We start from the raw sequence: 23557 nt of genomic DNA, 5'->3' as shown, positions 1-23557 counted from the left end.
GAAATAGCGAAAGAAGGATTGTATGACACTCGATTCGAGTAATGAAACAGTAGCAATACTATACGATATCGAAAACGCGCCCTTTGAGATGCTAAATTACACCTTGGGCAAGGCACGGCGGTTCCAGCCCTGCCGGACCATCGTTGTATCGGACTGGGAGGCTCATCCGGAGCAGAAGCGTTGGGAAAAACTCATGCGCCGCCCGGGCTTTACCTTCCGCCAGATAAGCCGCACGTATCAGGGCAAGAATTCGCTGGATTCGGCGATTTACGATTCAGCGGCGCTGCTTTATCAGGAGGGCGTTCGCAAGTTCTTCATCATCACGACAGATTCGGATTTTGTCCGCATCGCCGAGCTTTTAAACTCGAAGACGCCGTCCTATATTATCGGTGTGGGGACCAAGCAGGCCAGCGAAATCCTGCGGAACGCCTACAATGAGTTTATGGTCTATCCGCCGGAAGAAAAAAAGAAGCCGGTCAAAAAGGCTGAAAAGAAAAAGGAAGCCGTGACTGAGGATAAGAAAGCCAAAGCGGTAAAGCCGGCTAAGAGTACCAAGAAGAACAGTGCCAAGGCTAAGGTTTTGGAATTGGAAAAGGCCAAGGCTGAGCCTAAGGCCAAGGCTGAGCCAAAGAAGAAGGCAGAGCCCCCCAAGAAGGCGGCGGTAAAGAAACGCGAAGCTTCTGCCAAAGTGGCAGAAGTTAAAACTGTATCTCCAACAGGGCAGTTAGCCGATGGCATGATGACGGTCAAGCTGCCCAAGAGCCTGCGCAAGTCGTTAGAAGAGCGCAAGCAGGAAGAAGGGGTATCTTTAGATGAACTCGTTACCTATCTGATTATGAGGGGCTTGGCCCACTGATAAAGGAGCACTTTGGATGAAACGACAAGAACAAGTTTTATTCTATCAATTTCGCGATATGGAAAAATTACAGCTGGCCCGCAAGGTGCTCAGCCGTATGGGGGTTGTTTCAAAGGTGATTCCGGTGGACGATTGGACCCAAAAAGTCGGCTATCTGTTGGGGATGAAGGGATTCAAGGCAGCGGAAAAACCTGATGCCGATGACGACTTTGTCTTTCCCCATGAAGTGATGGTGCTGCAGAATATTCGCAACAAGCGCCTGGATGAGGTGCTGTTGGCGCTACGGCGTGCCGGTGTGTCGAAGGTGCAGTACAAATCGGTGGTAACCCCCTTTAATACCCTGTGGACCCTGCGCCGTCTCTGTGAGACTATGCAGAAGGAGCATGCCGTTATGGTCCAGCAACAGGAAAAGGAAAAACAGAAAACGGAGTAAGAGCAAGAACCATGAAAAACGAAGACCTGGAAAAAACGCAATATATGAGTCCGGAGGATATGGAGGCGCTGAAAAAAGGCAAAAAGCCGCAGCTCTCCGATACCCAGGAACTGCCAGCCTTAGGAGATGATTTGGGGATTAAGCCTCCCTTCCCGCAAGCTGGTCAGGCTGCGGGCAAAGTGCGGGAGTTGTCGCCGGATGGCAAAAAGCCCAAAGCGGAGGAACAGAAGAAGAAATTCCTGACGCCGAAGCGTAAACGGGCTTTGCTGCTTGGTGGTGGTTTTGCTGCCGCCCTTCTTATCGGCTTTATGATTGCTGGTTATAATCAGGACAAGTCCGAAGCGCAGCATGCACGGCAGGTGCAGGAACAGCAAATGAAGGACAAGGAAAAGCAGATTGCCGAACAGGAGACAGACCTTAAGGCACGCCGGGCGGAATTGGAAAAACAGAAGAAGGAACTGCAGGAGCGCCAGCGGCAGTTGGAAGAGCAGTCCAGCCGGGCCAAAGGCCGCAATGAGCAGCTGGATGACAGTGCTCCGAGTTCTACCATCGGCAAGATAATCGATAAGGTGACGGGCAAAGAAGCAGACCGCCGGCAAAAGGTGGAGCAGAACAAACAGCAGAGTGCGCAAAGTGATACGGCGGCAGCTGATGTGGGCAAGTCCATCGAGGATGCTCAGCGCATGCTGGATGAAGTTAATTCCAAGCTGGATTCGGTAGAAGCCATGAAGGCCGAGGCCAGTCAGCTAAAGGATAAAGCGGCGGCTGCCTATGAGGAGAACAAGGGCGTTATCAATCAGGCCATCCATTATGCCAAAGTCGGTGCTGACCTGCTGGAGGGCTGGTTGTCCCACTGATTGCCCTAAGACGATAAGAAAGAAGGCATAACCTTGAAAAAGATAGTTGCGATAGTATTGGCGGTCCTTTCCATGGCCGTCGTTGCTGGCTGTGGCACTTCTAAAGAGGCTGGCAGCAACAAGCAGAACCTTCAGCCGATTACCATCGGCTTGATGCCGGATACGGATTCGGTCCCCTTTATCATCGCCCAGGAAAAGGGTTACTTTAAAGAAGAGGGGCTGGACGTAAATCTTCAGCAGTACAAGAGTGCCATGGACCGGGATTCGGCTCTGCAGAGCGGCAACTTAGACGGTGCGGTTTCCGATATGCTGGCTGTTGCCTTTGCGAAATCCGGCGGTTTTGACGTGAAAGTCACCTCCTTTACCGATGGCAGTTATAAACTGATTGCCAGCAAGGATTCGGGCATCAAGGATGTCAAAGGTCTAGCTGGTAAAGACGTATCGGTATCGCGCAATACCATTATCGAATACGTGACGGATCAGATTCTTGCCAAGGAAAACATGGATGGCGACAGCATCAACAAGGTCATCATTCCGCAGATTCCCACGCGGCTGGAGATGCTTCAGAATGGCAAGCTCGCCGCCGCAACCCTGCCGGAACCGATGGCAAGCATTGCCGTCCATAATGGCTGTAAGTATGTGACGGGGTCTGATGAGCTGGGCATCAATCCCGGCGTCATCATGTTCACGGCGAAAGCAACCGATAGCAAAAAGGCAGAGATTCAGGCCATGTATCGTGCCTATAACAAGGCAGTGGCCTATTTGAATCAGGCGGATCGTTCCGAGTACATCGATCTCGTCATCGAAAAAGGGGGCTTCCCGCCGGCAGCCAAGGATGCGTTGAAGTTGCCGAAATATCACGAAGCAGCTTTGCCCAAGGAAAGCGATGTGATGGATTGCCTCAGCTGGCTCAAAAGCAAAAATCTGATTTCCGAAAGCTACAGCTACAAGGATATCGTTCTGGATTTGTTTGGCAAATAATTTTAGTGAAAGTAAGAGATTCATAACATGATTGAAGTAGAGCATTTATCTGTCGGGTATGATGCCGATGGAAGCGAACAGAGTGCCCTTCATGATGTAAGCTTGACCGTTCCGAAAGGGACGGTCTGCGCCGTTATAGGGCCTTCTGGCTGCGGCAAGTCCACACTCATGAAGGTAGTGGCAGGCTTGATCCGGAAGTTTCAGGGCACCGTGCGGATAGACGGCTGCCCCGTAAATCCCCAGGAAATGAAAATCGGATTTATGCCGCAGAATTATGGGCTTTTGCCTTGGAAAACAGTGGGTGAAAATATTTATCTTGGCTGCCGTATCAAGGGGGAGGAGTCCGCGGACTTGGAAGCCCGCGGCCAGGCCCTTTGCCAGCGGCTGGGTATTGCCGGTCTTGAAAAGAGGTTTCCCCATGAGCTGAGCGGAGGTCAGCAGCAGCGGGTGGGACTTGCCCGGGCCTTTTTGCTGCGCCCGGACATCCTGCTGATGGATGAGCCCTTTTCGGCGCTCGATGCCATTACCCGGGAAGAGATGCAGGAGGTGTTTTTGGACCTTTGGCAGGAAAATCACATCACGACAATGCTGGTGACCCATTATGTGGAAGAAGCCCTGTACTTAGGGCAGCAGATTGCCCTGATGTCCGCTCATCCTGGCTCGGTGCAGGAGGTAATGGATAATCCGTTGGCCGGCAGTGCCGAAGAGCGGCATAAACCGGAGTTCTTTGCTATGGGGCAGAACCTTCGGGAAAAAATCCGAGAAATGGGGGCTGAGGCATGAGGAAAAGCAAGTTAGTATTGCGCTCTTATGTGCTGGGCGCTGTCTTTTTGCTGCTGTTCTGGTGGGCAGTGGCTTTGCTAGTCGAACTGCCAATTATTCCCACCCCGGATAAGGTATTTACAAAACTTGGTCATGTCTTTGTGAGCGCCATTGCCATTCACAGTGCCTACAGCCTTTGGCGCATTGCCGCAGGCCTTGGGTTGGCGGTGCTTATCGGCTATCCTTTGGGGCTTGTCATGGGATATTTTAAACAGGCGGACCGGTTATTAGCGCCGCTGGTGTATCTTACCTATCCCATACCGAAAATTGCCCTGCTGCCGATTTTGATGTTGCTCACGGGCGTGGGGGAATGGTCAAAAATCCTGATGATTTTTTTGATTATCGTCTTTCAGGTGGTCATTGCCCTGCGTGATGGCATCCGGGCAATTCCCGAAGAGACCTACTACCCGCTCTACTCGCTGGGGGCGTCCTTCTGGCAGCTTTTCCGCCATGTGATTTTTCCGGCATCCTTGCCAAAATTTTTGACGGCTGTTCGGGTGGCAATGGCGACAGCGGTTTCGGTGTTGTTCTTTACCGAAACCTTTGGCACCCAATATGGAATGGGCTACTACATTATGGATGCCTGGCTGCGGGTAAATTATTTGGAGATGTATGCAGGGATTGTGGTTCTGAGTTTGCTGGGGCTTTTGCTCTTCGGCATGCTGGACTTGTTGGAATACATAACCTGTCGTTGGCAAAAGTGAGGTGGTGACAATGAAAAAATTCGGCTGTCTCGTTCTGTTGCTGCTGCTGGCAGCGGCTGGCGTGGCTTGGCTTATGGGGCGCGGCGATTGGCTGCCCTTTGGCCAGCAGGCGGGGGATGGCTCCATCAAAGTCATGACGGAGGGCCAGCCCAGTGAAGCGATGATGCGGGATGTTCATCAGGCCTGCGAAGCCTTTAACCGGACCATTGAACAGACCATGGGCGTCCGGCTTCAGCGAAATGTCAAAGTCTTTGTGGGCGGTACCGAAGGGGACTATCAGCAGATTCTTCAGCGGGAATTTGGCTTAGAACCGGAGGAGGCCAAGGCCATTGCCGATATTTCCGGCGGCTGGACTGGTGGCAAAAAGGCCATTACGGCCATCAACGGCAAAGCTGGCGTCATGAACAGCAGCAGTGACCGCATCAGTACTACGGGCCACGAGCTTTTCCATCAGGTGCAGTATGAGCTCAGCGATGGCAACGATACCGATGAACAGGCACTGTTTTGGCTGGAGGAAGGTTCGGCAGATTACGTGGGGGCTGATTTGGCCGCAAGGCTGGGGGGCAAGTCCATGCAGAAATGGATTTTAGACGTCAAGGCCGAGCTCATGGGGGCGCCCCGCACCGTTTCACCGGAAAATTTGCAGCACAATACCTTAGAGCAGCGCAAGGCCTTGATGGGAAAAGACCTGCATTCCTATCAGATGTCAGACCTTATGACTTGGTATTTGCTGGTGACTAGAGCCAAGGGCCACGAAGGCGAAAAACTGGCCCAGTATTTCCGGCAGTTAAAGGAAACTAAGCAAGGCGAGGTGACTTTCCAGAACACCTTTGGCATCAGTCTCGAGGATTTTTTGCGGCAGTTTGACCGCTGGTGGAAAGAAGAACAGACGAAGCCTGCTATTCTCCATTTTGAAGCTCGGGAGGGCGTGAGCCAGGCCTTGGTTCGTTCCTTGGAGGCTGAGACCAGCGCTGTGCAGACCATGTTCCAAAATCGTTTGGGACAGCAGCTCCACGGTGAATATCAGATTGTTCTGGCCAATAATCAGGAGGACCTGGCCGAAGCCGTCACGACCTATTGCAGTATTCCTGAGGACCAGGCAAAGGAGCTGGCCGCTTCGAGCCTCTGGATTGAAAATGGCAGCACGGTTCTTTTGAATGCCTCCCAGATTGAATCCGACCGTCAGCAGAGTTTCACGGTGGGGGTCATGCTGATGCGAGTGATGCAGGGACAGCGGATGGGCCAGCCGGAGCGCGGCATTGAGTGGCTTATGCGTGGGTCTGGGTACCTTATGGGAGTGGCTCGCTTGGGCGAAAAGGGACTGGGAACCTTGCCGCAGTATCAACGGGCGTGGCTGGATTCCCTGCGCAAGGCCGGACGCATTCCACAATTGGCCCAGATGACTTCGGTGGACGGTTTCCGTCAAGTTTCCCAGAGCTATTCAGACGATACGGCCTCGGTAATGGCTGAATACGCCACGGCTGAGCTGGTGAATCGCCGGGGCTGGCCGTCGCTGGTGCGCTGGGCCGAAGCCACCCGCGCAACGGGAGATGCGCAAAAGGCCTTTCGCCAGGTGTACGGGCAGAGTAGCGCGGATTTTGAAGCGGAACTTCAAAGCCGTGTCCAACGGCAGGTGGTCAATGCCCGCTAGGAGGCTATTATGTATACAAAAAATAGACCTTTACAAACCTTTTAGGCTGTGCTAAGATATCATCTGTAAGTAAATAGCTTATGGCAATGGAGCCATACAGGATAAGACCTGCGGACATTATCGTCTGGCGGATTATTCTGTATGGCTTTTTCGTTTGTGTTGATTTATGAAAAGGATGGTACACGATGGAAGATTTACTCTATGTAATCCCGGCAAACTCCAGCAAAGAAGAAGTACTTGAACTCGTCAAGTCGCATCCGGAAATCAAGTTTGTTTCCCTCGTCGGTGTCGATATGGCCGGCAATGATACGGATGAAAAAATTCCGGTCCGTATTTTCCTTAAAGATATCGATGATTTCTATGCTGGCACGGCTGTCCAGACCGATGGTTCTTCCGTCGTACTCACGGGTATCGCTACGCTGAACAACGCCAAAGTCGATATGCCAATCGATCCGTCTGTCAACTGGTTCGTTGACTACAACATGGAATACTACGATGACGAAACGGGCAAGCCGGTCGGCACGCTGCGCATCCCGTCCTTCCTCGTGCATGAGGGCAAACGCGTTGACTCCCGCGCCGTCCTTGCTGACTCGATGGAATTCGTCAAGAATGAGCTCTTGAAGCTCTTCAAAGAGAATCCGAAGATGTCCGGCCTTGAGAGCATCGATGGCAACGACGTGGTCGACATCTCCTTCACCTCGGCTACGGAGCTGGAGTTCTGGGTCAAGACGCCGCTGGAGGAGGCTGCTATCGAAGAGATGTCCGCTTCCCAGGTCATGCAGGAGCAGTATTGGGAGCGTACTCATGGTGCTGTCCGCACGGCTATGGAGACCTGCCTGCTGGAGCTCGACAAATACGGCCTGAGTGTTGAGATGGGCCACAAAGAGGTCGGCGGACTCAAGGCACAGATCGATGAGAACGGCCATATGACCCATGTCTGCGAGCAGCTGGAGATTGACTGGCGCTTCGCCGATGCCCTGCAGGCTGCCGACAACGAGATCTTCGTCCGCACGGTGGTCAAGGAAGTATTCCGCTCCATGGGCCTCGAGGTAAGCTTCAAGGCGAAACCGATGATCGGCCTTGCTGGTAATGGCGAGCACACCCACATCGGCATGGCTACCATCACGAAGGACGGCAAGCTCCACAACCTGTTCACGGCTGATGATCAGCTGAAAGACTTCATGAGCTCCGTCGGCTATGGTGCCATCATGGGCCTGCTCAAGAACTATGAGACCATCAACCCGTTCGTATCCGCTACGAATGACTCGCTGAACCGCCTCAAACCGGGCTTCGAGGCTCCGGTCTGCATCGTTACCTCCCTGGGCCACAAACCGGATCAGCCGTCCCGTAACCGTACGATCCTCGCCGGCCTTATCCGCGACCTGGGCAACCCGTATGCTACGCGTTTCGAGCTCCGCGCTTGCAACCCGTACACGAATACCTACCTCGTCCTCGCTGCCATCTACTCGGCATGCCTCGACGGCATCAAGGTCGCTGTCAAGCACACGACGGCAGAGCTCTTGGCTGAGCTTTCTAAGGAAGCTGGCGAGGAAGGCTTCTACCTCGAGAAAGACCGCGCATATCGCTCCGAGAAGGATGTTTTCGAAGACTACACCGAAGAAGAGCGTGACCGCCTGTTTGGTGCTCCGCCGGCTACGGTTTGGGAGAACATGCAGAACTTCGAGAACTATCCGGAGAAGAAAGCTGTCGTAACGAGCGGCGGTGCCCTCAACGACCAGATCATCAACGCTTTCCGCGATGGTGCCCTGATCCGCTGGAAGACCGAGCTCATCGCCCGCATCATTCCGGAGAACCGCGACATCGTCCGCAAAGCCCGCGAAATCAAATCCGATTTCGTCACGGATCAGGATTCCTACAACTGGAACAAGATCAACGGCATCCGCACCTATCTGGCGAAAGACAGCATCGACGAGAAATCGCTGTTCACGCTGCTCATCAACGCCCTCAACGAAGGCGACTATGCAACGGCATCTGGCCTGCAGGTCGAGATGTACGACAAGGTCGAGGAGCTCAAGGCTCTCTACGATTCCTATTCCAAGAACATGATCTGATAGATTCCTATCAGTATGACGAGACCATCTTTCGGGATGGTCTCGTTTTTGTTTTGAGAAACTTTTATGGAGCAGCCTTATAACTTTTCCGAAATATCCGATATATAGGGGAGAGGGGAAATCTGCACCAAGGAGGATGATCGCATGATGATTGGAACCAAAGAGTCGGCCAGTGCTGGTTTTATCGACTATCAGCTAAGTGCTGCCCACAAGGCAGACAGTAAGGCAAAAAATCAGAGCGATGCGGCCGCTGCGCCGTCTTTTCTGACGGCACCGGCTTACCAGGTGGATATCGCCGCCAATTTGCTGGAAGGCATATCGACACGCGTACAGGGAGGGAAGGTCTGGCTGGAGCCAGCCAATGGTGCTTACGCACCCTATACGCCCTATGGAAAGGGCTGGACGCGGGACGATGAACTGGCGGCACTGGAGCGCGGCATTGCCTATTATCAGCAGTGCAATGAAAGGTACTATTCACAGGGCAGTCCTTATGACCCCGAGGCGGATAAAAAGCGGCTGGAGCAGATCGTTTCAGAGATTCCGATGGGCGAATTTTCGCAGGTGCCGGCGACTTATAAGGAGTTAGGTTTGCCGGCAATCGAGCAGGATTTTGCCATAGCGGACAAGCCGCCAGCAACGGCTGCGGCTACGTCTGCCGAGGTTCTTGATACATCGGCAAGCCTCTATACGCCAGTAACGGAAATCGCTACGAAGCATTACCGTTGGACGGAGGCGACGGGCATCGAAGAAACCCTGACGCAGGAGCAGGAGATTGCAAACGGGAAGTCCGTAGTCCGTCAGTGGATGCAGGGATATATCACCGATACCGTCGGCGAGATACTAAAACCCCATGCGACTTATGAAGACGCCTATGCGGCGCTTTATGGGGATGCGGTGTCGGCACCCGTAGTGACCTTCAACGAAGAGACGTTTTGCTATGATATGCGGATGAAAAATACGCAGGGTGGTGCCTTTGGCGTACTGGCCACGCAGCTGAACCGGTTCTTGGAGGATTACGGCAAGGATGACTCGTTTTACGATACATTAGCCAGCGCCTTGAATGAACTAGACCCGCAAGGGGAGAATGACATCGTCAATCAAATCCGCAAGATGATAAATCAGGTAAAGGGTGGCAGTCCCATTGACACCGAGAGCGAATCCTTCGAGGAAGAAGTGCAGGAGGCTATCGCCAAGACCTTTGGCGGTTCGGTACAAACTGCCAAGGCCAAGCAGAAGCAAAAGCAGGACCACAAGCAGGAAGAAGCGCAGGGACTTGACTATCTCGCTATGCAGCGCCGCCAGGCTGAGGAGGAAGGACAGCTGTTGGATGCTCTGCTGGGCAAGGAGAACGATAAGCAGGCGGAGTCCGCAGGAGACGTGCTGCGCGGCCGCAAGCCAGAGGGCAAGGATATGGAGTTTACCGATAAGCTCCGGCGCGTAGACGAGCGCGAGGCACCACGCCAGCCCTTTGTGTTTATCACCGATGAGGATGATAAGGGGCCAGGCCTGCCGGCTGAAGAAATCCAGCAGCAGGCGCAGCTGCATACTGCCTGGCTTAAGATAGGAAAGCAGCTGGCAGAAAAATTTGTGGTTGAAAAACAGGCACGAATGGGCAGCAGTGCAGATTGACGAAGAAGGAATATCGTAATAGAATATAAGTGTTGAACGAGTTTGTTCAACTGTGTATTGATTATTCGTATTAAGGAGATTGCTGTTTGAAACACAACACCTTGGAGATTGTAGGCTGATCGGGAGGTTGGCGTAACTACAATTTCGCGCAAACCTCCCTGTATTGCAGTCAACAATCATCAGGAGGAAATAAACAATGAGTAAAAATGACTATAGTATCCGTTTGGAAAAACGCGAAGAACAGCGCGATGTGGAAAATCTGGTACGGGAATCCTTTTGGAATGTCTATCGTCCTGGCTGTTTGGAGCATTATGTCCTGCACTGCCTGAGGACCGATGCGGACTTTGTACCAGAACTGGACTTTGTCATGGAGAAGGATGGCCGGTTGATTGGCCAGAATATCTTCATGCGGGCTAAAATCATGGCCGATGATGGCCGGGAAATCCCCATCATGACCATGGGCCCCATCTGCATTTGCCCGGAGTTAAAGGGAAAAGGCTATGGCAAGAAACTGCTGGACTTTAGTCTCGAAAAAGCTGCCGAGCTTGGCTGCGGTGCCCTGTGCTTTGAAGGAAATATTGGCTTTTACGGCAAGAGCGGCTTTGACTATGCCAGTAAATTTGGCATTCGTTATCATGGCCTGCCCGAGGGGGAGGACTCGTCCTTCTTTTTGTGCAAAGAGCTGATACCAGGGTATCTTGCTGGAATCACCGGCGAATATGCCACGCCGCAAGGGTACTTTGTGGACGAATATGCGGCCGAAGACTTTGATAAAACCTTTCCCTATAAGGAAAAACTGGTATTGCCGGGGCAGATTTTCTAAAGGTTTTCGTTTATCGGTAACCGTTCTATGACAAAGAAAGCCGTTATTGTGTGAAGCGATTCATACAATAACGGCTTTTTGCATGGGGAAAAATCTCTGCAGATGACTAGAATGAAACGTCATCGCGGATAGGGGAAATTTTTTTTATGTCGAAATAATAAGGGAAAATGTTGTAGTATAAAAGGATGGTGGCGGCAGATGACAAAGGAAAAGGCGTATATTGATCATGCGGCGGTTACGGTGGCCGATATTCATTGGAGCGTGTCATTTTTTGAAGAGGTGTTGGGCATGACTGTGACCCGGCGGCGGGAAAATGATGGCAAATTGCAGCAGGTTTGGCTCGATGGTGGTATTCAGCTCATCGAGGCTCCCGCTACAGTTCCAAGCGGTCAGGCCCATCACTTGGGGATAAGGGTGCGTGACTTTACGGGTACGCTGGCGAAAATGCTGGCTTATGAGGGCGTGCATTCCGTGGAGGGAAAGCCGGAAAAGTGGGTGCAGCTGCCAGATGGCTTGCTATTGGAGCTGTTTCCCATTGAGACATAATCCAAAATAATATAAGCAACGAGATGCTCGTCAGGTGGTACAACTTTGACGGGCTTCTTTTTTTACGGCAAGGCAACAAAAAACAAAAAAAAGAAAGAAAAATATCTGTCTTTGCTATTGATTTATCTGTTATTGTGTTGTATTATGAGCATGTAAGCAAAAATAAGACGAAAGAAAACGAACAAAAACAACATGGTTTTCTTTAGGGGAGTTGGCAAAATGGCGAATACGTACTATCTGGCCATTGATATTGGGGCATCTTCCGGGCGGCACATCCTGAGCTGGCTGGAACATGGGAAAATCAGGCTGGAGGAGCTATATCGGTTTGAAAATAAGCTGGTGAAGCGGAATGGCCATCTGTGCTGGGATATCGAGCATCTCTTTGCAGAGGTGGTGGCAGGGATCAAGGAATGTCAGCGTCGGGAGAGGATTCCCGCCAGCATCGGCATTGACACTTGGGGCGTTGATTTTGTGCTGTTGGACAAGGAGGGGAAAATCCTTGGGGACACGGTGGCTTACCGCGACAGCCGCACCCAGGGCATGGACGAGGAAGTCCGCCGGGTAATTAGCGATGAGGAACTTTACAGCCGCAACGGCATTCAAAAGCAGCTGTTCAATTCCATTTATCAGCTGTTGGCCATTAAGAAGGAAACGCCGGAGCTATTGGATGAAGCAGAAAGCTTCCTGATGATTCCTGAATACCTCAACTACCGGCTGACAGGCATAAAGAAAAACGAGTACACCAACGCCACCACAGGGCAGCTGGTCAATGCTCAGACCCGGGATTGGGATTATGAACTCTTGGAAAAGCTGGGGATTCCTACTAATATATTTGGTGAGCTGAATATGCCTAAGACGGTGGTAGGGAAATTAAGCCCGGAGATAGAGGCAGAAGTTGGTTTTCAAACTGAGGTCGTACTGCCTGCTACTCATGATACGGGTTCGGCGGTAATGGCGGTGCCGTCCATCACGGACGACAGCATTTACTTGAGTTCCGGAACCTGGTCGCTGATGGGCATTGAACGCCTGATTCCCGACTGTACGGAGAAGAGCCGTGCCTACAACTTCACCAATGAAGGGGGCTACCATTACCGTTACCGTTTCTTGAAAAACATCATGGGTATGTGGATGATGCAGTCCCTGCGACGGGAGTTCCGGCACAAATATACCTTCGAAGAGCTCTATCAGCTGGCCTATATTGGCAGGTATTTCACTTCTGTGGTCAATGTCAATGACGAATCCTTCTTAGCACCGAACAGTATGATTGAAGCCATTAAGGATTACTGCCGCAAGCATAATCAGGAAGTGCCGGAAACGGAGGGGGAACTCCTCTACTGCGTGTATATGAGTCTGGCTCGCTGTTACGCACAAACAGTGGCAGAAATTGAAGAGGTCACGGGAAAAAAATATGGCCGCATCCATGTGGTGGGGGGCGGCTGTCAGGATAAGTTCCTCAATGCTCTGCTGGCTACAGAAACGGGCAAGGAAGTTTTCGCCGGGCCTGTTGAAGCTACGGCTATCGGGAACTTGTTGGCTCAGATGCTTAGAGATGAATGTTTTGCCGATTTGCGTGAGGCACGGCAGGTAGTAGCCAAGTCCTTTGCCATGGAAAAAGTGGAAGGCAAATTGGTATTTTGATAAATGGAGGCGTAATCATGTCCAGATTTGAAGAAGCGGCAAAAAAATATGCCACCTTAGGCATTGATGTGGAAAAAGTACTGGCAAAGCTGAAAGATGTCAGTATTTCCCTGCATTGCTGGCAGGGGGATGATGTGCGGGGCTTTGATACGGACCCCAATAAACCCCTAACCGGCGGCATTCAGACCACGGGAAATTACCCGGGCAGAGCTCGCAACCCTGAGGAACTGATGGCGGATATCGATGAGGTGATTTCCCTGGTGCCGGGGAAGCCCAAGATGAACCTCCATGCCAATTATGCGATTTTTGACAAGGACGAATGGGTAGATAGGGACAAGCTGGAGCCCAAGCACTTTGCCAAATGGGTGGAGTTCTGCAAGGAGCGTGGACTGGGCTGCGATTTTAACCCTACATTCTTTTCTCATCCCAAGTGTGACCCGCTGACCTTGTCTTCGCCCAATGAGGAAACCCGCAAATTCTGGATTGATCATGGCAAGGCCTCGATCCGCATCAGCTCTTATCTGGCCAAAGAACTGGGTCAGCCCTGCGTCATGAACATTTGGACAGGGGATGGCTTCAAAGACATTCCCGGTGACCGCCTTGGCCCTCGGAAACGCTATAAGGAAAGTATCGATGCCATTTTAGCCGAGCCCTTTGACTTCAAGCAGGTCAAGCCTTGTGTAGAAAGCAAGGTCTTTGGCATCGGCGTGGAATCTTACACGGCAGGCAGTGGGGAATTTGCTCTGACCTATGCCGCCATGAACAAGGATAAGTGCATCCCGCTGATGGATAACGGCCATTATCATCCCACGGAAGTGGTCAGCGATAAGATTCCGGCGCTCCTGACCTTCTTTGATGAAATTGCCCTCCATGTGACCCGCCCGGTACGTTGGGACAGTGACCATGTGGTGCTCTTTGACGATGAAACCAAGGAAATCGCCCGGGAAATTGTCCGTTGCGGCGGTTTAGACGGCCGGGTAAAGATGGCTTTGGATTACTTCGATGCTTCCATCAACCGCGTGTCGGCCTGGACGGTGGGGTACCGTAACTTCCAAAAGGCTTTGCTCTTTGCCCTGCTGCAGCCGGTGGATGAACTGAAGGCCTTGCAGGATAAAGGCAATTTCACCAAACTCATGGTGATACAGGAAGAATTAAAGACCCTGCCTTTCGGTGATGTCTGGGCAGAGTATTGCAGCCGCAGTGATGCCCCTCAGGATGGAGAATGGTTCGCCAAAGTTGAAGCATATGAAGAAAATGTACTGGCCAAACGCCGATAAGGGGGAATAGATTTTATGGATATCAAGCAGGCGAAATTTATGGAGGGCTTTATCCGACTAACGTCGGATGCCTTCAAAAAGGGGTGGCACGAACGCAACGGGGGAAATCTGACCTACCGTGTGGCTGAGGTTGAGGTGGAGGCCGTGAAGGACAGCCTGCACGAAGTAACGGAATGGCTGCCCATTGGGAATAAGGTACCGGGCCTTGCCGGAGAATATTTCCTAGTCACCGGTAGCGGCAAGTACATGCGGAATGTGGAATTGGCTCCCGAAGAAAATGTGGCTCTGATTAAGATTGATGATAAGGGGGAAAACTACGGAATTGTCTGGGGGCTGGAGAGTGGCGGCCGGCCCACCAGCGAACTGCCCACGCACCTGGCCAATCATGAGCTCAAAAAGAAGATGACGGATGGGCGCAACCGTGTTATCTATCATGCCCATCCCACTAACCTGATTGCCTTGACCTTTGTACTGCCCTTAAACGACAAGGAATTTACCCGGGAGCTCTGGGAAATGGCCACGGAAGATCCGGTGATTTTCCCCGAAGGATTGGGGGTTGTTCATTGGATGGTGCCCGGTGGTAAAGCCATCGCCGATGTGACCACCAAGCTTATGGAAAAATATCGGGTGGTTGTTTGGGCGCATCATGGACTATTTGTCTGCGGGGATGATTTCGATGAAGCCTTCGGCCTTATGGACACAGTGGAAAAGGCCTCGGAAATCTGTGTTAAAGTTCGCTCCATGGGGGGCAAACGCCAGACCATCACCAAGGAAAATTTCTTGGATTTGGCTGAGGATTTTAATATCAACTTGAATAAAGATCTGATAGATTGATTTTAGTTGTATAGGCGGGGGAGTCTTAGAGACTTCCTTGGCTTATCATAGAAATTATCACAATATTTATTTTTTTAATAACATTGAGATGAGAGAGCGAAAGGAAGGGTAAGATGTTTAACGTAAAACTCGATTACAACATGTCTGCCTGGAAAAAGACCCTGATTGCGGGCCTTATCAGCTACATCGACGCTGGTTCGATTGTGGCCGGAGCTTCAGGCCTCACCATGTGGCAGGATTATCTGGGCATGAGCAGTGTTCAGATGGGGCTTCTGGCGGCACTGTCTTCCAACACTGGTGGTGCAGCCATCGGTGCGCTTATCGGCGGTAAAATCTGCGATAAGTATGGCCGTAAGTTTGTGTACAACTGGGCGTTGCTCATCTATATGATTGGTGTGGCAATCATCTGTCTGGCAACGAATTATCCCATGTTCCTGTTGGGGTACGTTATCGTAGGTTTGATGGTTGGTGCTGATGTGGTTGCTTCCTGGACCTTTATTGCGGAAGAAGCACCATCGAGGAATCGAGCGAAACACTGCGGCTCGGCCCAGATTGCGTGGATGCTTGGCCCTGTGGTAGTGTTTGCTGCATCCATTCCCATGAATGAGATGTTTGGCCTGCTGGGCAACAGGATTATCTTCGCTCACCTTATCGTGGTGGCTGCCTGGATCTGGTATCAGCGTCTGAAGATGCCGGAATCCACGGAATGGGTCGCTGCTAAGAAACAGGAAGAAGAACTGGTTGCCAAGGGCATTCAGCAGAAGAAAGTCCGCTATGCCGATATCCTGCGCGGTACTAGCTTCAAGACAGTGGCACTGTGCGTCTGCGTTTATGCATTCTGGAATCTGGCTGCCAGCACCAATGGATTCTTCATGCCTTATGTGTATGAGCATGTAGGCAATCTTAGCAACTCCATGGCTTTAGGGATGACAGCGTTGAATTTTGCCGTATGTATTCTCACCACGATTATCTTCATGTACACGGCGGATAGATTTAATCGTCGCAAGGTCTACGCGATTTTCTCCGGCTTGGGTGTCATCAGCTGGTTCGTCTGGGCACTGCCCGGGGAAATGCTCCAGACCTGGATGCTGTTCTTCTTTACCATTGTATGGGGCTTCTCCATGCAGCAGCAGTTCTATCAGCTTTGGAGCTCCGAACTCTTTCCCGTGCGTTACCGCGCTACGGCGCAGGGCTTTACCTTCTTCGTTACGAGATTTTCCGCAGCCATTTGGGGCTTTGCGGTTCCCCTGATTATGGAGGCACTGGGCTTCCAGATTGCTGCAATGCTCATGATTGGCTTTTGCGTAATCAGTTGGCTGGCCGGTACCCTTTGGGGCGGCGATGATCGGGGCAAGACTCTTGACGAAATTACCCGTGACCGCTACGGCGATGAGATTGACGCAAACGGCTGGCTGGTTGACGATACCAGCCCGGAACATGTTATGGTTCATAAATAACGGGAGATGACGAATATGGAACGCTTTGCCTGGAAGGCAACAGTTAAAGAGGGTAAACTTGCCGAGTATAAGAAACGCCACGACAACATCTGGCCAGAACTCAAGCAGGTGCTCAAAGATGCTGGCATTGGCAACTATACCATCTGGAATGTAGGCAACGAACTCTTTGGCTACTTCGAATGTGATAAGGGTGTTGCCTATGCTGAACAACAGCAGGCGGCCAGTTCGGTGGTGGACAAATGGAATGAATACATGAAGGATGTCATGGTCATGGAAATGGACCCGGAAACGGGAGCCCAGCCGAAAATGCAGCAGGTATTTTTCCTAGCGTAAACAAAGAAAAATCCCTGAGATGCAAATTGCATCTCAGGGATTTCTTTGTTCAGGTTAACAGATGAGTTCGACCTGTGCCTGGGCCAGAGCCTTCTGCCAGGTTTTTTCAGGAGCGGTGTTGGTAACGATGGTATCGATATCGGCAAGGCTGCAGGTTTGGACGAAGGCGGTTTTGTCGAATTTTGACTGGTCAACGAGGAGCAGGGATTTCTTCGCCTGGGCCAGCATGACCTGCTTGACGGCGGATTCTTCCTCGTTGGATTCCATGACTCCCCGTTTGGGGTCGAGGCCTTTGCAACTGATGAGAACCACATCGGCATAGTAGCGCTGCAGGGCATTGCAGGTAGCCGTGCCGGTCAGGGCCATGGAATTGGCCCGCAGAGTGCCACCTGTGGAGATAATGCGGAAGGGGGAGGCGGAAAAATCGTAGGCCAGACGGATGGAGTTGGTTATGATGGTAATATTACGGCGTTCTTTCAAGTGATGAAGCAAGGTGAGACAGGTGGTGCTGGAGTCTACCATAATAGTATCGCCGTCATTTATCAGTCCCTGCGCTTTCTGGGCGATGGCTTCCTTGCTTTCACTGTTGATGGTGCTGCGCTTCACAAAGGAAATATCCTCGCCGGTCTGCTGCTCGTTAAGGATGGCACCCCCATAGCTTCTACGCAGGAGGTTTTCGTTTTCCAGCTTTTCCAAATCTCGGCGGACGGTTTCCTCCGTTACCTTAAAGAGTTGGCTGAGTTCGGAAACATAAACTTTTTTATCTTGTTTTATCTTATCAACAATTCGTTGACGCCGTTCGATACCAAGCATAAAATCACTCCTATAATGAAGATTTATACCTATATTATAACGAATAACAGAATGGTATGCAAGGAAACGGAATAAAAACAACATAAAAACAGATTGGCGTTTTTTTACGCTTCCGTGACGCAGATGGTGTTCATTATAGCCGATTAGTGGTATCCTATCTTTAGGAGTTGACATGTCAAAAATGAGGGGCATGAGATCAGTATTGAGGATGAGTGGTTAATGATACGGACAGACGAGTGGCATGACCTGACAGCAGGAGAATTGCCGAAGCTGCTGCCAGATAAGCTGGAGTCCTTTGGCTTCACCCATGATGGCAGTACATATAGCTACTGTGAAGATTTACTGGCGGGCAGTTTTCGGCTGTATGTCAGGGTACAAGAAAACGGCGCGATAGCAACTCTGCTGCTGGATACGGAGTCAGAGGAGCCCTATGTGCTGCATCTGGTGGAAAATGCCCAGGGCGCCTTTGTGGGGGAAGTCCGGGCAGCTTACCGGGCAGTGCTTGACCGCATTGGGGAGGCCTGCGGCGAGCATGGCAGCTTTCATGGGGATTATGTAGAGGAGCTCCTGGGTTATGTAAAAGATACTTATGGAGATGAAATCGAATATCCCTGGAAGGATACGGATGCGGCGGTTATCCGCTCCCATCTGAGCAGGAAGTGGTATGCGGTCTTTATGAAGGTTCATCCCAGTAAGATTGGCCTGGGCGGCAGCCAGCCCATCCGCATCATGAATCTCCATGGCACGGCCGAGCAGGTGACGGCTCTGGTGGATGGAAAGCGTTATTTTCCTGGCTGGCATATGAACAGGAAATACTGGTATACCATCTGTCTGGACGGCAGCATACCGAGGCTGGAACTGCAGCAGCGAATCGATGAGAGCTTCGCCTTATCCCAGCCGAAGAAACGGCGTTGATTGATGCTATAGCGAGTAAAGGTAGAGGGAAAATGCAGATAGTATATGATCATGGCAAAGGAGGTACTGCCGGGGAAAGCGAGCATTGGTTCCATACCGAGGAACAGATGGCCTTTTTGGATGATTGGATAAGAACTGATTGGAATATTATACAGGAGGAATGATGAAAACTGAGATTTTGCCACAGGAAAGCCCTCGTGCGGAGGCTTTTTCCCTATGGATGACGTCGCCCATGCCAATGGTAACATTAGTTAAGACGCTAAATGTCAGTCGCTTGTTGAAGCTGAGCAAGAAGAGCGGCATAAAATTCACAGCGCTAATGTGTTGGTGTATTGGCAGGGCTGCCAGCAAGATAGAAGAGTTCTATTTGTTGCCGGAAGATGGAAAACTATATCGTTTCGACAAAATGGGGATAAATGTTATTGTGGCCAACAAACAAGGCGGGATTAGCTCTTGCGACATTCCCTTTTCTGCTGATTTGGAGCAATTCAATCGGGACTACTTGACATTAACGGAAAAAGCGGCGCAGGAATGTAAAAGCAGTTTCCTTGAAGACTGCATGATTATTGGCACATCAGCCATGATACAGACAGAACTGGATTGTATTGTGAATCAGTATACGGAAAAATTCTCAAATCCAATGGTTATGTGGGGAAAATATCGTAAAGGTTTTTTCAAAACCGTTTTACCGGTGTCCTTTCAGTTTCATCATGTGCAAATGGATGGGGGGCATGCAGCGAAATTTTTAGAACAGTTGCAGGGGGAATTTCAATATTGTGGCAAAGAAAGTTGAGCTGGATTGATGCAATATCATAAGATAAAACAGGCGAAATTTTTGGCCCGGCCCAATCGTTTTGTGGCCAAGGTTGAGATTGACGGCAGTGAGGAAACGGTTCATGTGAAGAATACGGGCCGCTGCCGGGAACTCTTGCTGCCCGGGGCTAGAGTCATCTTGTCGGCGGCGGATAATCCCAACCGCAAAACGCGTTACGATTTGATTGCGGTGGAGAAAGCAGGCCTGGGCCTGGTGAATATCGACAGTCAGGCGCCCAACAAAATCCTGCAGGAATGGCTGGCGGGGCAAGGTTTTGATTACATCAAGCCGGAGTATAAATATGGGGATTCCCGCATAGATTTCTATATGGAGCGGCAGGGACAGAAATATCTGCTGGAGGTCAAGGGCTGTACCTTAGAAATCGATGGTGTGGGCTATTTTCCGGACGCGCCCACCGAGCGGGGCGTAAAGCATATCTATGAATTAATCAAAGCTAGGCAGGAAGGTTATCGGTGCGGCTTGGCTTTTGTCATTCAGATGCCTAGGGTAAAAGAAGTACGGCCAAATATGGAGACTCATCCAGCCTTCGGTGAGGCATTGGAAAAGGCCAAGGCGTCAGGCGTTAAAATCCTTATGCTGGGCTGTGAGGTTTATCCGGATTCGCTGACCATTGATGCTGGGCGCATAAGTGATAAGTGGGGAGCATGATCATGGGTACTGCAAGGAGAATACTCTTGCGGAAGTAGTGATGGATTTGCCAATAAATAGATATATGGAAGGCAAAAATGACAGGTCAAATTTCAATTTGACCTGTCATTTTTTGATTGGTTAAAGATTTTATTGCGCAAGTGCCAGGTGATGCTGCTGCCAACAAAAGCCACGATTATGCCGCCCAATACATCGGTGGGATAATGAACGCCTGCATAGAGCCGGGAAAAGGCCATGACAATTGCGAAAAACATAAACAAGAATCGCTGCCAGCCTGTGCAGGTTCGCCAAAGGATAAAGGCTGCGGCGAAGGCACAGACGGTATGCCCGGATGGGAAGGAAAAGGAATGGGGAGGCAGCCCTAAAGGGAGGATTTCCGGAATTTGCAGAAAGGGACGCGGACGCATGACCAGTTGCTTTAGGCAGGCCGCTATACCGCCACTAAGCAGCAGGGCGATCAGTGACAGTATTCCCTGCTGGCGGGTAGATTGGTGCAGGGAAAAAAGGACTGCGATAAGTAGCCAGATGGCTCCATAATGGCCAATACTGGTGATTAGCATCAATACAGGCGTCAGGAAATCGGTGCGGATATTTTGCTGTAGGAATAGGAGTAGTGATTCGTCCATAAATTACCTCGTATTATGTACTATGTCAGAAAGACATGGTGGTCTATTATAGGGGATACCCTTGTCAATGTGCAGACGATTCTGGTCATGTATTAATTGGTGATACTGCGGATGTTCAATAATATGACTCCGACGATGATAAAGACGATGCCTAGTCCGGTGGTGAAGTCCATCTGCTCATGCCAGATAAATACTGCTACTAGTGCTGTAAGGGCTGTTCCTACGCCGGCCCATATTGCGTATGCAATGCCGAGGGGGAGCAGCATCAGGGATTTGGAAAAAATGTAGAAACAGGCGCCCATCCCGGCAATGAAAGCAACGCTGGGCATCAGTTTGGTAAAACCGCAGGAGGCCTTCAGCATGGAGGTGGAAACGATTTCCAGGGCAATAGCGATGGCGAGCAGAATATAACCTTTTAACATGTGTTTAAAATCCTTTCGTTCTGGTTGAAAAAAATCAGGCCAGATAAGAATGTGATCTTATCTGGCCTGAATAACCCGTTCCGGTGTTTTTTGACACCTTATCTGGCAAGTAGTCGTATACTTGCCGTCCGATACGGATATACATTCTAGCAGATAGGCTGATGGCTGTCAACCGCGGCTTTTGAGGATAGGCCGGATCAGCAGCGGGGGCGTATTTTCTGGCTGCATTCTTGTTGGAAGGAGCAACATGGGTACAGAAATCAGCGATGGATGTATCCATGCTTTTGGACCAGGTGTAAAACAATAGATCCAAGAAGGCCGCAGCTTATTGTCTCGCCAATAAAAAATTGGAATGCGAGCAAAGGCCAAAAGGATTCGACAGCATAAACGTAAATGATTATGGGCGGGATAATAAGCGTGTTGCTGATAACCGGAGCAATCCAGGCTAGCCAGGGCTTGTTTCGCAAGGCATAGGTCCCCCAGGCGCCAAGCAGGGTGGCCAATGAACCAAACACGATATCAAAAGGGGCACATCCTGTCAGCAGTAAGTATATTTTACATCGGCAGGAAAAAACTGTCACGGAAAGAATCTTGCCAGTAAATCCTCGTCAATCAAACCTAGGTTAGGGGAAGGGAAAATATTTTGCCAATGGGGTTTTACTTTAAGGCAATAACTCGTTATAATCAAGGTCAAAGAGAAAATTTATTGCGTATAAGGGGGCTGCGTTATTAATAGGAGAAGGCTGAAATTGGAAAATGACGATATTGGTTGATGCAGCTGCTTGCCAATTAGAAACATCCGCAGGTAGAATAGAAATATCGATTTGAGTGCAGGGAATGGATCCTTGGTTAAAAATAGGAGGAGATAAAATGAAAGAATTGATTTGCAAGCCGATTGGTTACATACAGTCCCCTTATCAGACGCGGGAAACAACACCGAAAAGTGGGGATGAGTATCCTGACCAGGAAGCTGTGATGGAAATCTCGGAGGAATATGCTGAGGCTATGGCTGATATGGAAGCTGGCAAGAAATATGAAGTGTTATTCTGGTTTGATAAAGTCCCTGACGTGAAGCTTAAAGTGCCGTTCCGGGGCGTTGGTCCTATGATGGGGATTTTTTCTACCCATGCGCCATATCGGCCGAATCCCATTGGAGCTTCTGTCGTAACCGTAACGAAAATCGAGGGGCAGCGTATATATTTTACTGGTGTTGATATGATGGATGGTACCCCTGTGTTAGATATAAAACCTTTTGATTTTTAAGCGGGGAAGTATATCCTATGGATAATATATTCGTGGCGGGATGGATAATACGCTGTTAATGTCTTTCAGGAATTGTCCGGATTTGGGGCGGTATAATGCCCGAAGAAAAAGCGTGTTTTACAGGAAATAAATCGGAAAAATTGCAGAAGGGAAAACCTGATTGTTGATAAGGCAGTCAGGTTTTTGTATCTTGGCGTAGTGTCTTCGATGCCTATAAAAAGGTTTTGTGAAGGAGGATATGCTTATGCTGGCAGATTATCATGTGCATACGGAGTTCAGTGACGATTCCCATGAACCGATGGAGGAGCAGGCTAAACGGGCGGTTTCGCTGGGATTGCAAGAAATGTGTTTTACCGATCACGTGGATTATGGCATCAAGAAGGACTGGGATGAGGGTGGTATCGAGTACCGCGGCGGCGATGGCATAGGTCTGGCGGCAGAGGAACTGCAGCCCTTGGCCAATGTGGATTATCCTAAGTACTTTGCGAAGTTCAGCCGGGTCAAGGCCGAGTTTGCGAAGGAAATCGCTTTACGCTGTGGTTTGGAATTTGGCGTGCAGGTTGGCACTATCCCGAAATATGAGGCGTTGTTTGCGAAATACGCGGACAAGCTGGACTTTGTGCTGCTCTCCATCCATCAGGTGGAGAACAAGGAATTCTGGAATCAGGAATTCCAGCAGGGACGCAGCCAGCAGGAGTACAACGAGCGGTACTATCAGGAAATGTATGACGTGATGAAGAACTTCAAGCATTACGCGGTGCTGGCCCATCTGAACCTTATCAGTCGCTATGACAAGCAGGGGAAATATCCCTTTGCAGCCGTCAGGGATATGATAGCCGAGATCCTGAAGCTGGCCATCGCCGACGGCAAGGGCATTGAACTTAATACTTCTTCCTGGCATTACGGCCTGGATGACACTATGCCTGCCCGCGATATCCTGCGGCTCTACAAGGATCTGGGCGGCCGCATCATCACGATCGGTTCCGATGCTCATTCCACCAAGTATCTGGCCGACCACATGGAGGAGGCCCGGGCTATACTGCGGGATGCGATCGGCATGCAGGAAGTCTATACGTTCAGGAATATGGAGCCCATCGGGCATAAATTATGAAGAAAATGGAG

Annotated in this window: 26 protein-coding genes; 22 read left to right on the top strand and 4 right to left on the bottom strand. The window is 50.6% G+C overall.

The window, feature by feature from the left end:
• Window positions 1-22 precede the first annotated feature (22 nt).
• The 16 genes from BLQ36_RS06170 (at window position 23) to BLQ36_RS06090 (ending at window position 16913) form a co-directional block, all read left to right on the top strand.
• Window positions 23-856, top strand: coding sequence for an NYN domain-containing protein (locus tag BLQ36_RS06170; protein ID WP_074514645.1), 834 nt, complete (start codon window positions 23-25; stop codon window positions 854-856).
• Between the two features lie 16 nt (window positions 857-872).
• Window positions 873-1289 (top strand): DUF3783 domain-containing protein, encoded by a 417-nt coding sequence (locus BLQ36_RS06165; protein ID WP_074514644.1) that lies wholly within the window; start codon window positions 873-875, stop codon window positions 1287-1289.
• 11 nt (window positions 1290-1300) lie between these two features.
• Entirely contained in the window at window positions 1301-2146 is an 846-nt protein-coding gene (locus tag BLQ36_RS06160; RefSeq protein WP_074514643.1) for a hypothetical protein, read from the top strand.
• Window positions 2147-2179: 33 nt separating this feature from the next.
• Complete coding sequence (locus BLQ36_RS06155; protein ID WP_074514641.1) at window positions 2180-3127, top strand: ABC transporter substrate-binding protein; 948 nt, start codon at window positions 2180-2182, stop codon at window positions 3125-3127.
• A 27-nt stretch (window positions 3128-3154) separates the two neighbouring features.
• The gene (locus BLQ36_RS06150; RefSeq protein WP_074514640.1) at window positions 3155-3910 is read left to right on the top strand and encodes an ABC transporter ATP-binding protein; all 756 of its coding nucleotides are present in this window, start codon (window positions 3155-3157) and stop codon (window positions 3908-3910) included.
• Window positions 3907-4653, top strand: coding sequence for an ABC transporter permease (locus BLQ36_RS06145; RefSeq protein WP_074514639.1), 747 nt, complete (start codon window positions 3907-3909; stop codon window positions 4651-4653). The genes BLQ36_RS06150 and BLQ36_RS06145 overlap by 4 nt, the downstream gene beginning before the upstream one ends.
• A gap of 10 nt (window positions 4654-4663) precedes the next feature.
• Window positions 4664-6304 (top strand): hypothetical protein, encoded by a 1641-nt coding sequence (locus BLQ36_RS06140; RefSeq protein ID WP_074514638.1) that lies wholly within the window; start codon window positions 4664-4666, stop codon window positions 6302-6304.
• Window positions 6305-6489: 185 nt separating this feature from the next.
• Entirely contained in the window at window positions 6490-8376 is a 1887-nt protein-coding gene (locus BLQ36_RS06135) for a glutamine synthetase (RefSeq protein WP_074514636.1), read from the top strand.
• A 144-nt stretch (window positions 8377-8520) separates the two neighbouring features.
• Window positions 8521-10005 (top strand): hypothetical protein, encoded by a 1485-nt coding sequence (locus tag BLQ36_RS06130; protein ID WP_074514635.1) that lies wholly within the window; start codon window positions 8521-8523, stop codon window positions 10003-10005.
• A gap of 196 nt (window positions 10006-10201) precedes the next feature.
• Window positions 10202-10828, top strand: a complete 627-nt coding sequence (locus BLQ36_RS06125; protein ID WP_074514634.1) for a GNAT family N-acetyltransferase — start codon at window positions 10202-10204, stop codon at window positions 10826-10828.
• A gap of 198 nt (window positions 10829-11026) precedes the next feature.
• Complete coding sequence (locus tag BLQ36_RS06120) at window positions 11027-11374, top strand: VOC family protein (RefSeq protein WP_074514633.1); 348 nt, start codon at window positions 11027-11029, stop codon at window positions 11372-11374.
• Between the two features lie 219 nt (window positions 11375-11593).
• Window positions 11594-13012 carry a rhamnulokinase gene (gene rhaB / locus BLQ36_RS06110; RefSeq protein ID WP_074514630.1) on the top strand — a complete coding sequence of 473 codons (1419 nt, stop codon included), beginning with the start codon at window positions 11594-11596 and terminating at the stop codon, window positions 13010-13012.
• Between the two features lie 17 nt (window positions 13013-13029).
• A complete protein-coding gene (locus tag BLQ36_RS06105; protein WP_074514629.1) occupies window positions 13030-14289 on the top strand; it encodes an L-rhamnose isomerase in 1260 nt (419 codons plus the stop codon).
• Between the two features lie 15 nt (window positions 14290-14304).
• On the top strand, window positions 14305-15123 hold the full coding sequence (gene rhaD, locus BLQ36_RS06100; protein WP_074514628.1) for a rhamnulose-1-phosphate aldolase: 819 nt from the start codon (window positions 14305-14307) through the stop codon (window positions 15121-15123).
• A gap of 113 nt (window positions 15124-15236) precedes the next feature.
• Window positions 15237-16580 carry an MFS transporter gene (locus BLQ36_RS06095; RefSeq protein ID WP_074514627.1) on the top strand — a complete coding sequence of 448 codons (1344 nt, stop codon included), beginning with the start codon at window positions 15237-15239 and terminating at the stop codon, window positions 16578-16580.
• A gap of 15 nt (window positions 16581-16595) precedes the next feature.
• Complete coding sequence (locus BLQ36_RS06090) at window positions 16596-16913, top strand: L-rhamnose mutarotase (protein ID WP_074514626.1); 318 nt, start codon at window positions 16596-16598, stop codon at window positions 16911-16913.
• Between the two features lie 54 nt (window positions 16914-16967).
• On the opposite strand, the gene BLQ36_RS06085 is transcribed toward BLQ36_RS06090, so the two are convergent.
• Window positions 16968-17726 (bottom strand): DeoR/GlpR family DNA-binding transcription regulator, encoded by a 759-nt coding sequence (locus BLQ36_RS06085; RefSeq protein WP_074514624.1) that lies wholly within the window; start codon window positions 17724-17726, stop codon window positions 16968-16970.
• A gap of 219 nt (window positions 17727-17945) precedes the next feature.
• On the opposite strand from BLQ36_RS06085, the gene BLQ36_RS06080 reads away from it, so the two are divergent.
• From BLQ36_RS06080 to sfsA, 4 genes are read left to right on the top strand one after another with little or no spacing between them, the layout of a single operon-like run.
• Window positions 17946-18641 carry an MmcQ/YjbR family DNA-binding protein gene (locus BLQ36_RS06080; RefSeq protein WP_074514623.1) on the top strand — a complete coding sequence of 232 codons (696 nt, stop codon included), beginning with the start codon at window positions 17946-17948 and terminating at the stop codon, window positions 18639-18641.
• Window positions 18642-18673: 32 nt separating this feature from the next.
• Window positions 18674-18805 (top strand): hypothetical protein, encoded by a 132-nt coding sequence (locus tag BLQ36_RS13585; RefSeq protein ID WP_318260926.1) that lies wholly within the window; start codon window positions 18674-18676, stop codon window positions 18803-18805.
• A complete protein-coding gene (locus BLQ36_RS06075) occupies window positions 18805-19434 on the top strand; it encodes a CatA-like O-acetyltransferase, family 2 (protein WP_074514622.1) in 630 nt (209 codons plus the stop codon). Before BLQ36_RS13585 ends, BLQ36_RS06075 begins: the two co-directional genes overlap by 1 nt.
• A 9-nt stretch (window positions 19435-19443) precedes the next feature.
• Window positions 19444-20124, top strand: a complete 681-nt coding sequence (gene sfsA, locus BLQ36_RS06070) for a DNA/RNA nuclease SfsA (RefSeq protein WP_074514621.1) — start codon at window positions 19444-19446, stop codon at window positions 20122-20124.
• A 92-nt stretch (window positions 20125-20216) separates the two neighbouring features.
• Here sfsA and BLQ36_RS06065 read toward each other — a convergent pair whose 3' ends face one another.
• The 3 genes from BLQ36_RS06065 to BLQ36_RS13650 all read right to left on the bottom strand — a co-directional run bounded on the left by BLQ36_RS06065 (window position 20217) and on the right by BLQ36_RS13650 (window position 21753).
• Complete coding sequence (locus tag BLQ36_RS06065) at window positions 20217-20750, bottom strand: phosphatase PAP2 family protein (protein ID WP_074514620.1); 534 nt, start codon at window positions 20748-20750, stop codon at window positions 20217-20219.
• 92 nt (window positions 20751-20842) lie between these two features.
• Window positions 20843-21172: a DMT family transporter gene (locus tag BLQ36_RS06060; RefSeq protein WP_074514618.1), complete on the bottom strand. Its 330-nt coding sequence runs from the start codon at window positions 21170-21172 to the stop codon at window positions 20843-20845.
• A 260-nt stretch (window positions 21173-21432) separates the two neighbouring features.
• Window positions 21433-21753, bottom strand: a complete 321-nt coding sequence (locus BLQ36_RS13650; RefSeq protein ID WP_074514617.1) for a QueT transporter family protein — start codon at window positions 21751-21753, stop codon at window positions 21433-21435.
• Between the two features lie 289 nt (window positions 21754-22042).
• On the opposite strand from BLQ36_RS13650, the gene tsaA reads away from it, so the two are divergent.
• Entirely contained in the window at window positions 22043-22435 is a 393-nt protein-coding gene (gene tsaA / locus BLQ36_RS06050; protein WP_074514616.1) for a tRNA (N6-threonylcarbamoyladenosine(37)-N6)-methyltransferase TrmO, read from the top strand.
• Window positions 22436-22679: 244 nt separating this feature from the next.
• Window positions 22680-23546 carry a histidinol-phosphatase HisJ family protein gene (locus BLQ36_RS06045; RefSeq protein ID WP_074514615.1) on the top strand — a complete coding sequence of 289 codons (867 nt, stop codon included), beginning with the start codon at window positions 22680-22682 and terminating at the stop codon, window positions 23544-23546.
• Window positions 23547-23557: the final 11 nt, after the last annotated feature.

This window comes from Selenomonas sp. WCT3, assembly GCA_900100835.1.
In the GTDB taxonomy this organism is placed as follows: domain Bacteria; phylum Bacillota; class Negativicutes; order Selenomonadales; family Selenomonadaceae; genus Selenomonas_A; species Selenomonas_A ruminantium_E.
The sequence above is the reverse complement of the archived record's forward strand: the minus strand, read 5'-3'. Positions and strand labels throughout refer to the sequence as shown.

Coding starts and splice junctions, on each gene's coding strand:
- BLQ36_RS06170 (WP_074514645.1), top strand. CDS start 23: ATGACACTCGATTCGAGTAATGAAACAGTAGCAATACTATACGATATC.
- BLQ36_RS06165 (WP_074514644.1), top strand. CDS start 873: ATGAAACGACAAGAACAAGTTTTATTCTATCAATTTCGCGATATGGAA.
- BLQ36_RS06160 (WP_074514643.1), top strand. CDS start 1,301: ATGAAAAACGAAGACCTGGAAAAAACGCAATATATGAGTCCGGAGGAT.
- BLQ36_RS06150 (WP_074514640.1), top strand. CDS start 3,155: ATGATTGAAGTAGAGCATTTATCTGTCGGGTATGATGCCGATGGAAGC.
- BLQ36_RS06145 (WP_074514639.1), top strand. CDS start 3,907: ATGAGGAAAAGCAAGTTAGTATTGCGCTCTTATGTGCTGGGCGCTGTC.
- BLQ36_RS06140 (WP_074514638.1), top strand. CDS start 4,664: ATGAAAAAATTCGGCTGTCTCGTTCTGTTGCTGCTGCTGGCAGCGGCT.
- BLQ36_RS06135 (WP_074514636.1), top strand. CDS start 6,490: ATGGAAGATTTACTCTATGTAATCCCGGCAAACTCCAGCAAAGAAGAA.
- BLQ36_RS06130 (WP_074514635.1), top strand. CDS start 8,521: ATGATGATTGGAACCAAAGAGTCGGCCAGTGCTGGTTTTATCGACTAT.
- BLQ36_RS06125 (WP_074514634.1), top strand. CDS start 10,202: ATGAGTAAAAATGACTATAGTATCCGTTTGGAAAAACGCGAAGAACAG.
- BLQ36_RS06120 (WP_074514633.1), top strand. CDS start 11,027: ATGACAAAGGAAAAGGCGTATATTGATCATGCGGCGGTTACGGTGGCC.
- rhaB (WP_074514630.1), top strand. CDS start 11,594: ATGGCGAATACGTACTATCTGGCCATTGATATTGGGGCATCTTCCGGG.
- BLQ36_RS06105 (WP_074514629.1), top strand. CDS start 13,030: ATGTCCAGATTTGAAGAAGCGGCAAAAAAATATGCCACCTTAGGCATT.
- rhaD (WP_074514628.1), top strand. CDS start 14,305: ATGGATATCAAGCAGGCGAAATTTATGGAGGGCTTTATCCGACTAACG.
- BLQ36_RS06095 (WP_074514627.1), top strand. CDS start 15,237: ATGTTTAACGTAAAACTCGATTACAACATGTCTGCCTGGAAAAAGACC.
- BLQ36_RS06090 (WP_074514626.1), top strand. CDS start 16,596: ATGGAACGCTTTGCCTGGAAGGCAACAGTTAAAGAGGGTAAACTTGCC.
- BLQ36_RS06085 (WP_074514624.1), bottom strand. CDS start 17,726: ATGCTTGGTATCGAACGGCGTCAACGAATTGTTGATAAGATAAAACAA.
- BLQ36_RS06080 (WP_074514623.1), top strand. CDS start 17,946: ATGATACGGACAGACGAGTGGCATGACCTGACAGCAGGAGAATTGCCG.
- BLQ36_RS13585 (WP_318260926.1), top strand. CDS start 18,674: ATGCAGATAGTATATGATCATGGCAAAGGAGGTACTGCCGGGGAAAGC.
- BLQ36_RS06075 (WP_074514622.1), top strand. CDS start 18,805: ATGAAAACTGAGATTTTGCCACAGGAAAGCCCTCGTGCGGAGGCTTTT.
- sfsA (WP_074514621.1), top strand. CDS start 19,444: ATGCAATATCATAAGATAAAACAGGCGAAATTTTTGGCCCGGCCCAAT.
- BLQ36_RS06065 (WP_074514620.1), bottom strand. CDS start 20,750: ATGGACGAATCACTACTCCTATTCCTACAGCAAAATATCCGCACCGAT.
- BLQ36_RS06060 (WP_074514618.1), bottom strand. CDS start 21,172: ATGTTAAAAGGTTATATTCTGCTCGCCATCGCTATTGCCCTGGAAATC.
- tsaA (WP_074514616.1), top strand. CDS start 22,043: ATGAAAGAATTGATTTGCAAGCCGATTGGTTACATACAGTCCCCTTAT.
- BLQ36_RS06045 (WP_074514615.1), top strand. CDS start 22,680: ATGCTGGCAGATTATCATGTGCATACGGAGTTCAGTGACGATTCCCAT.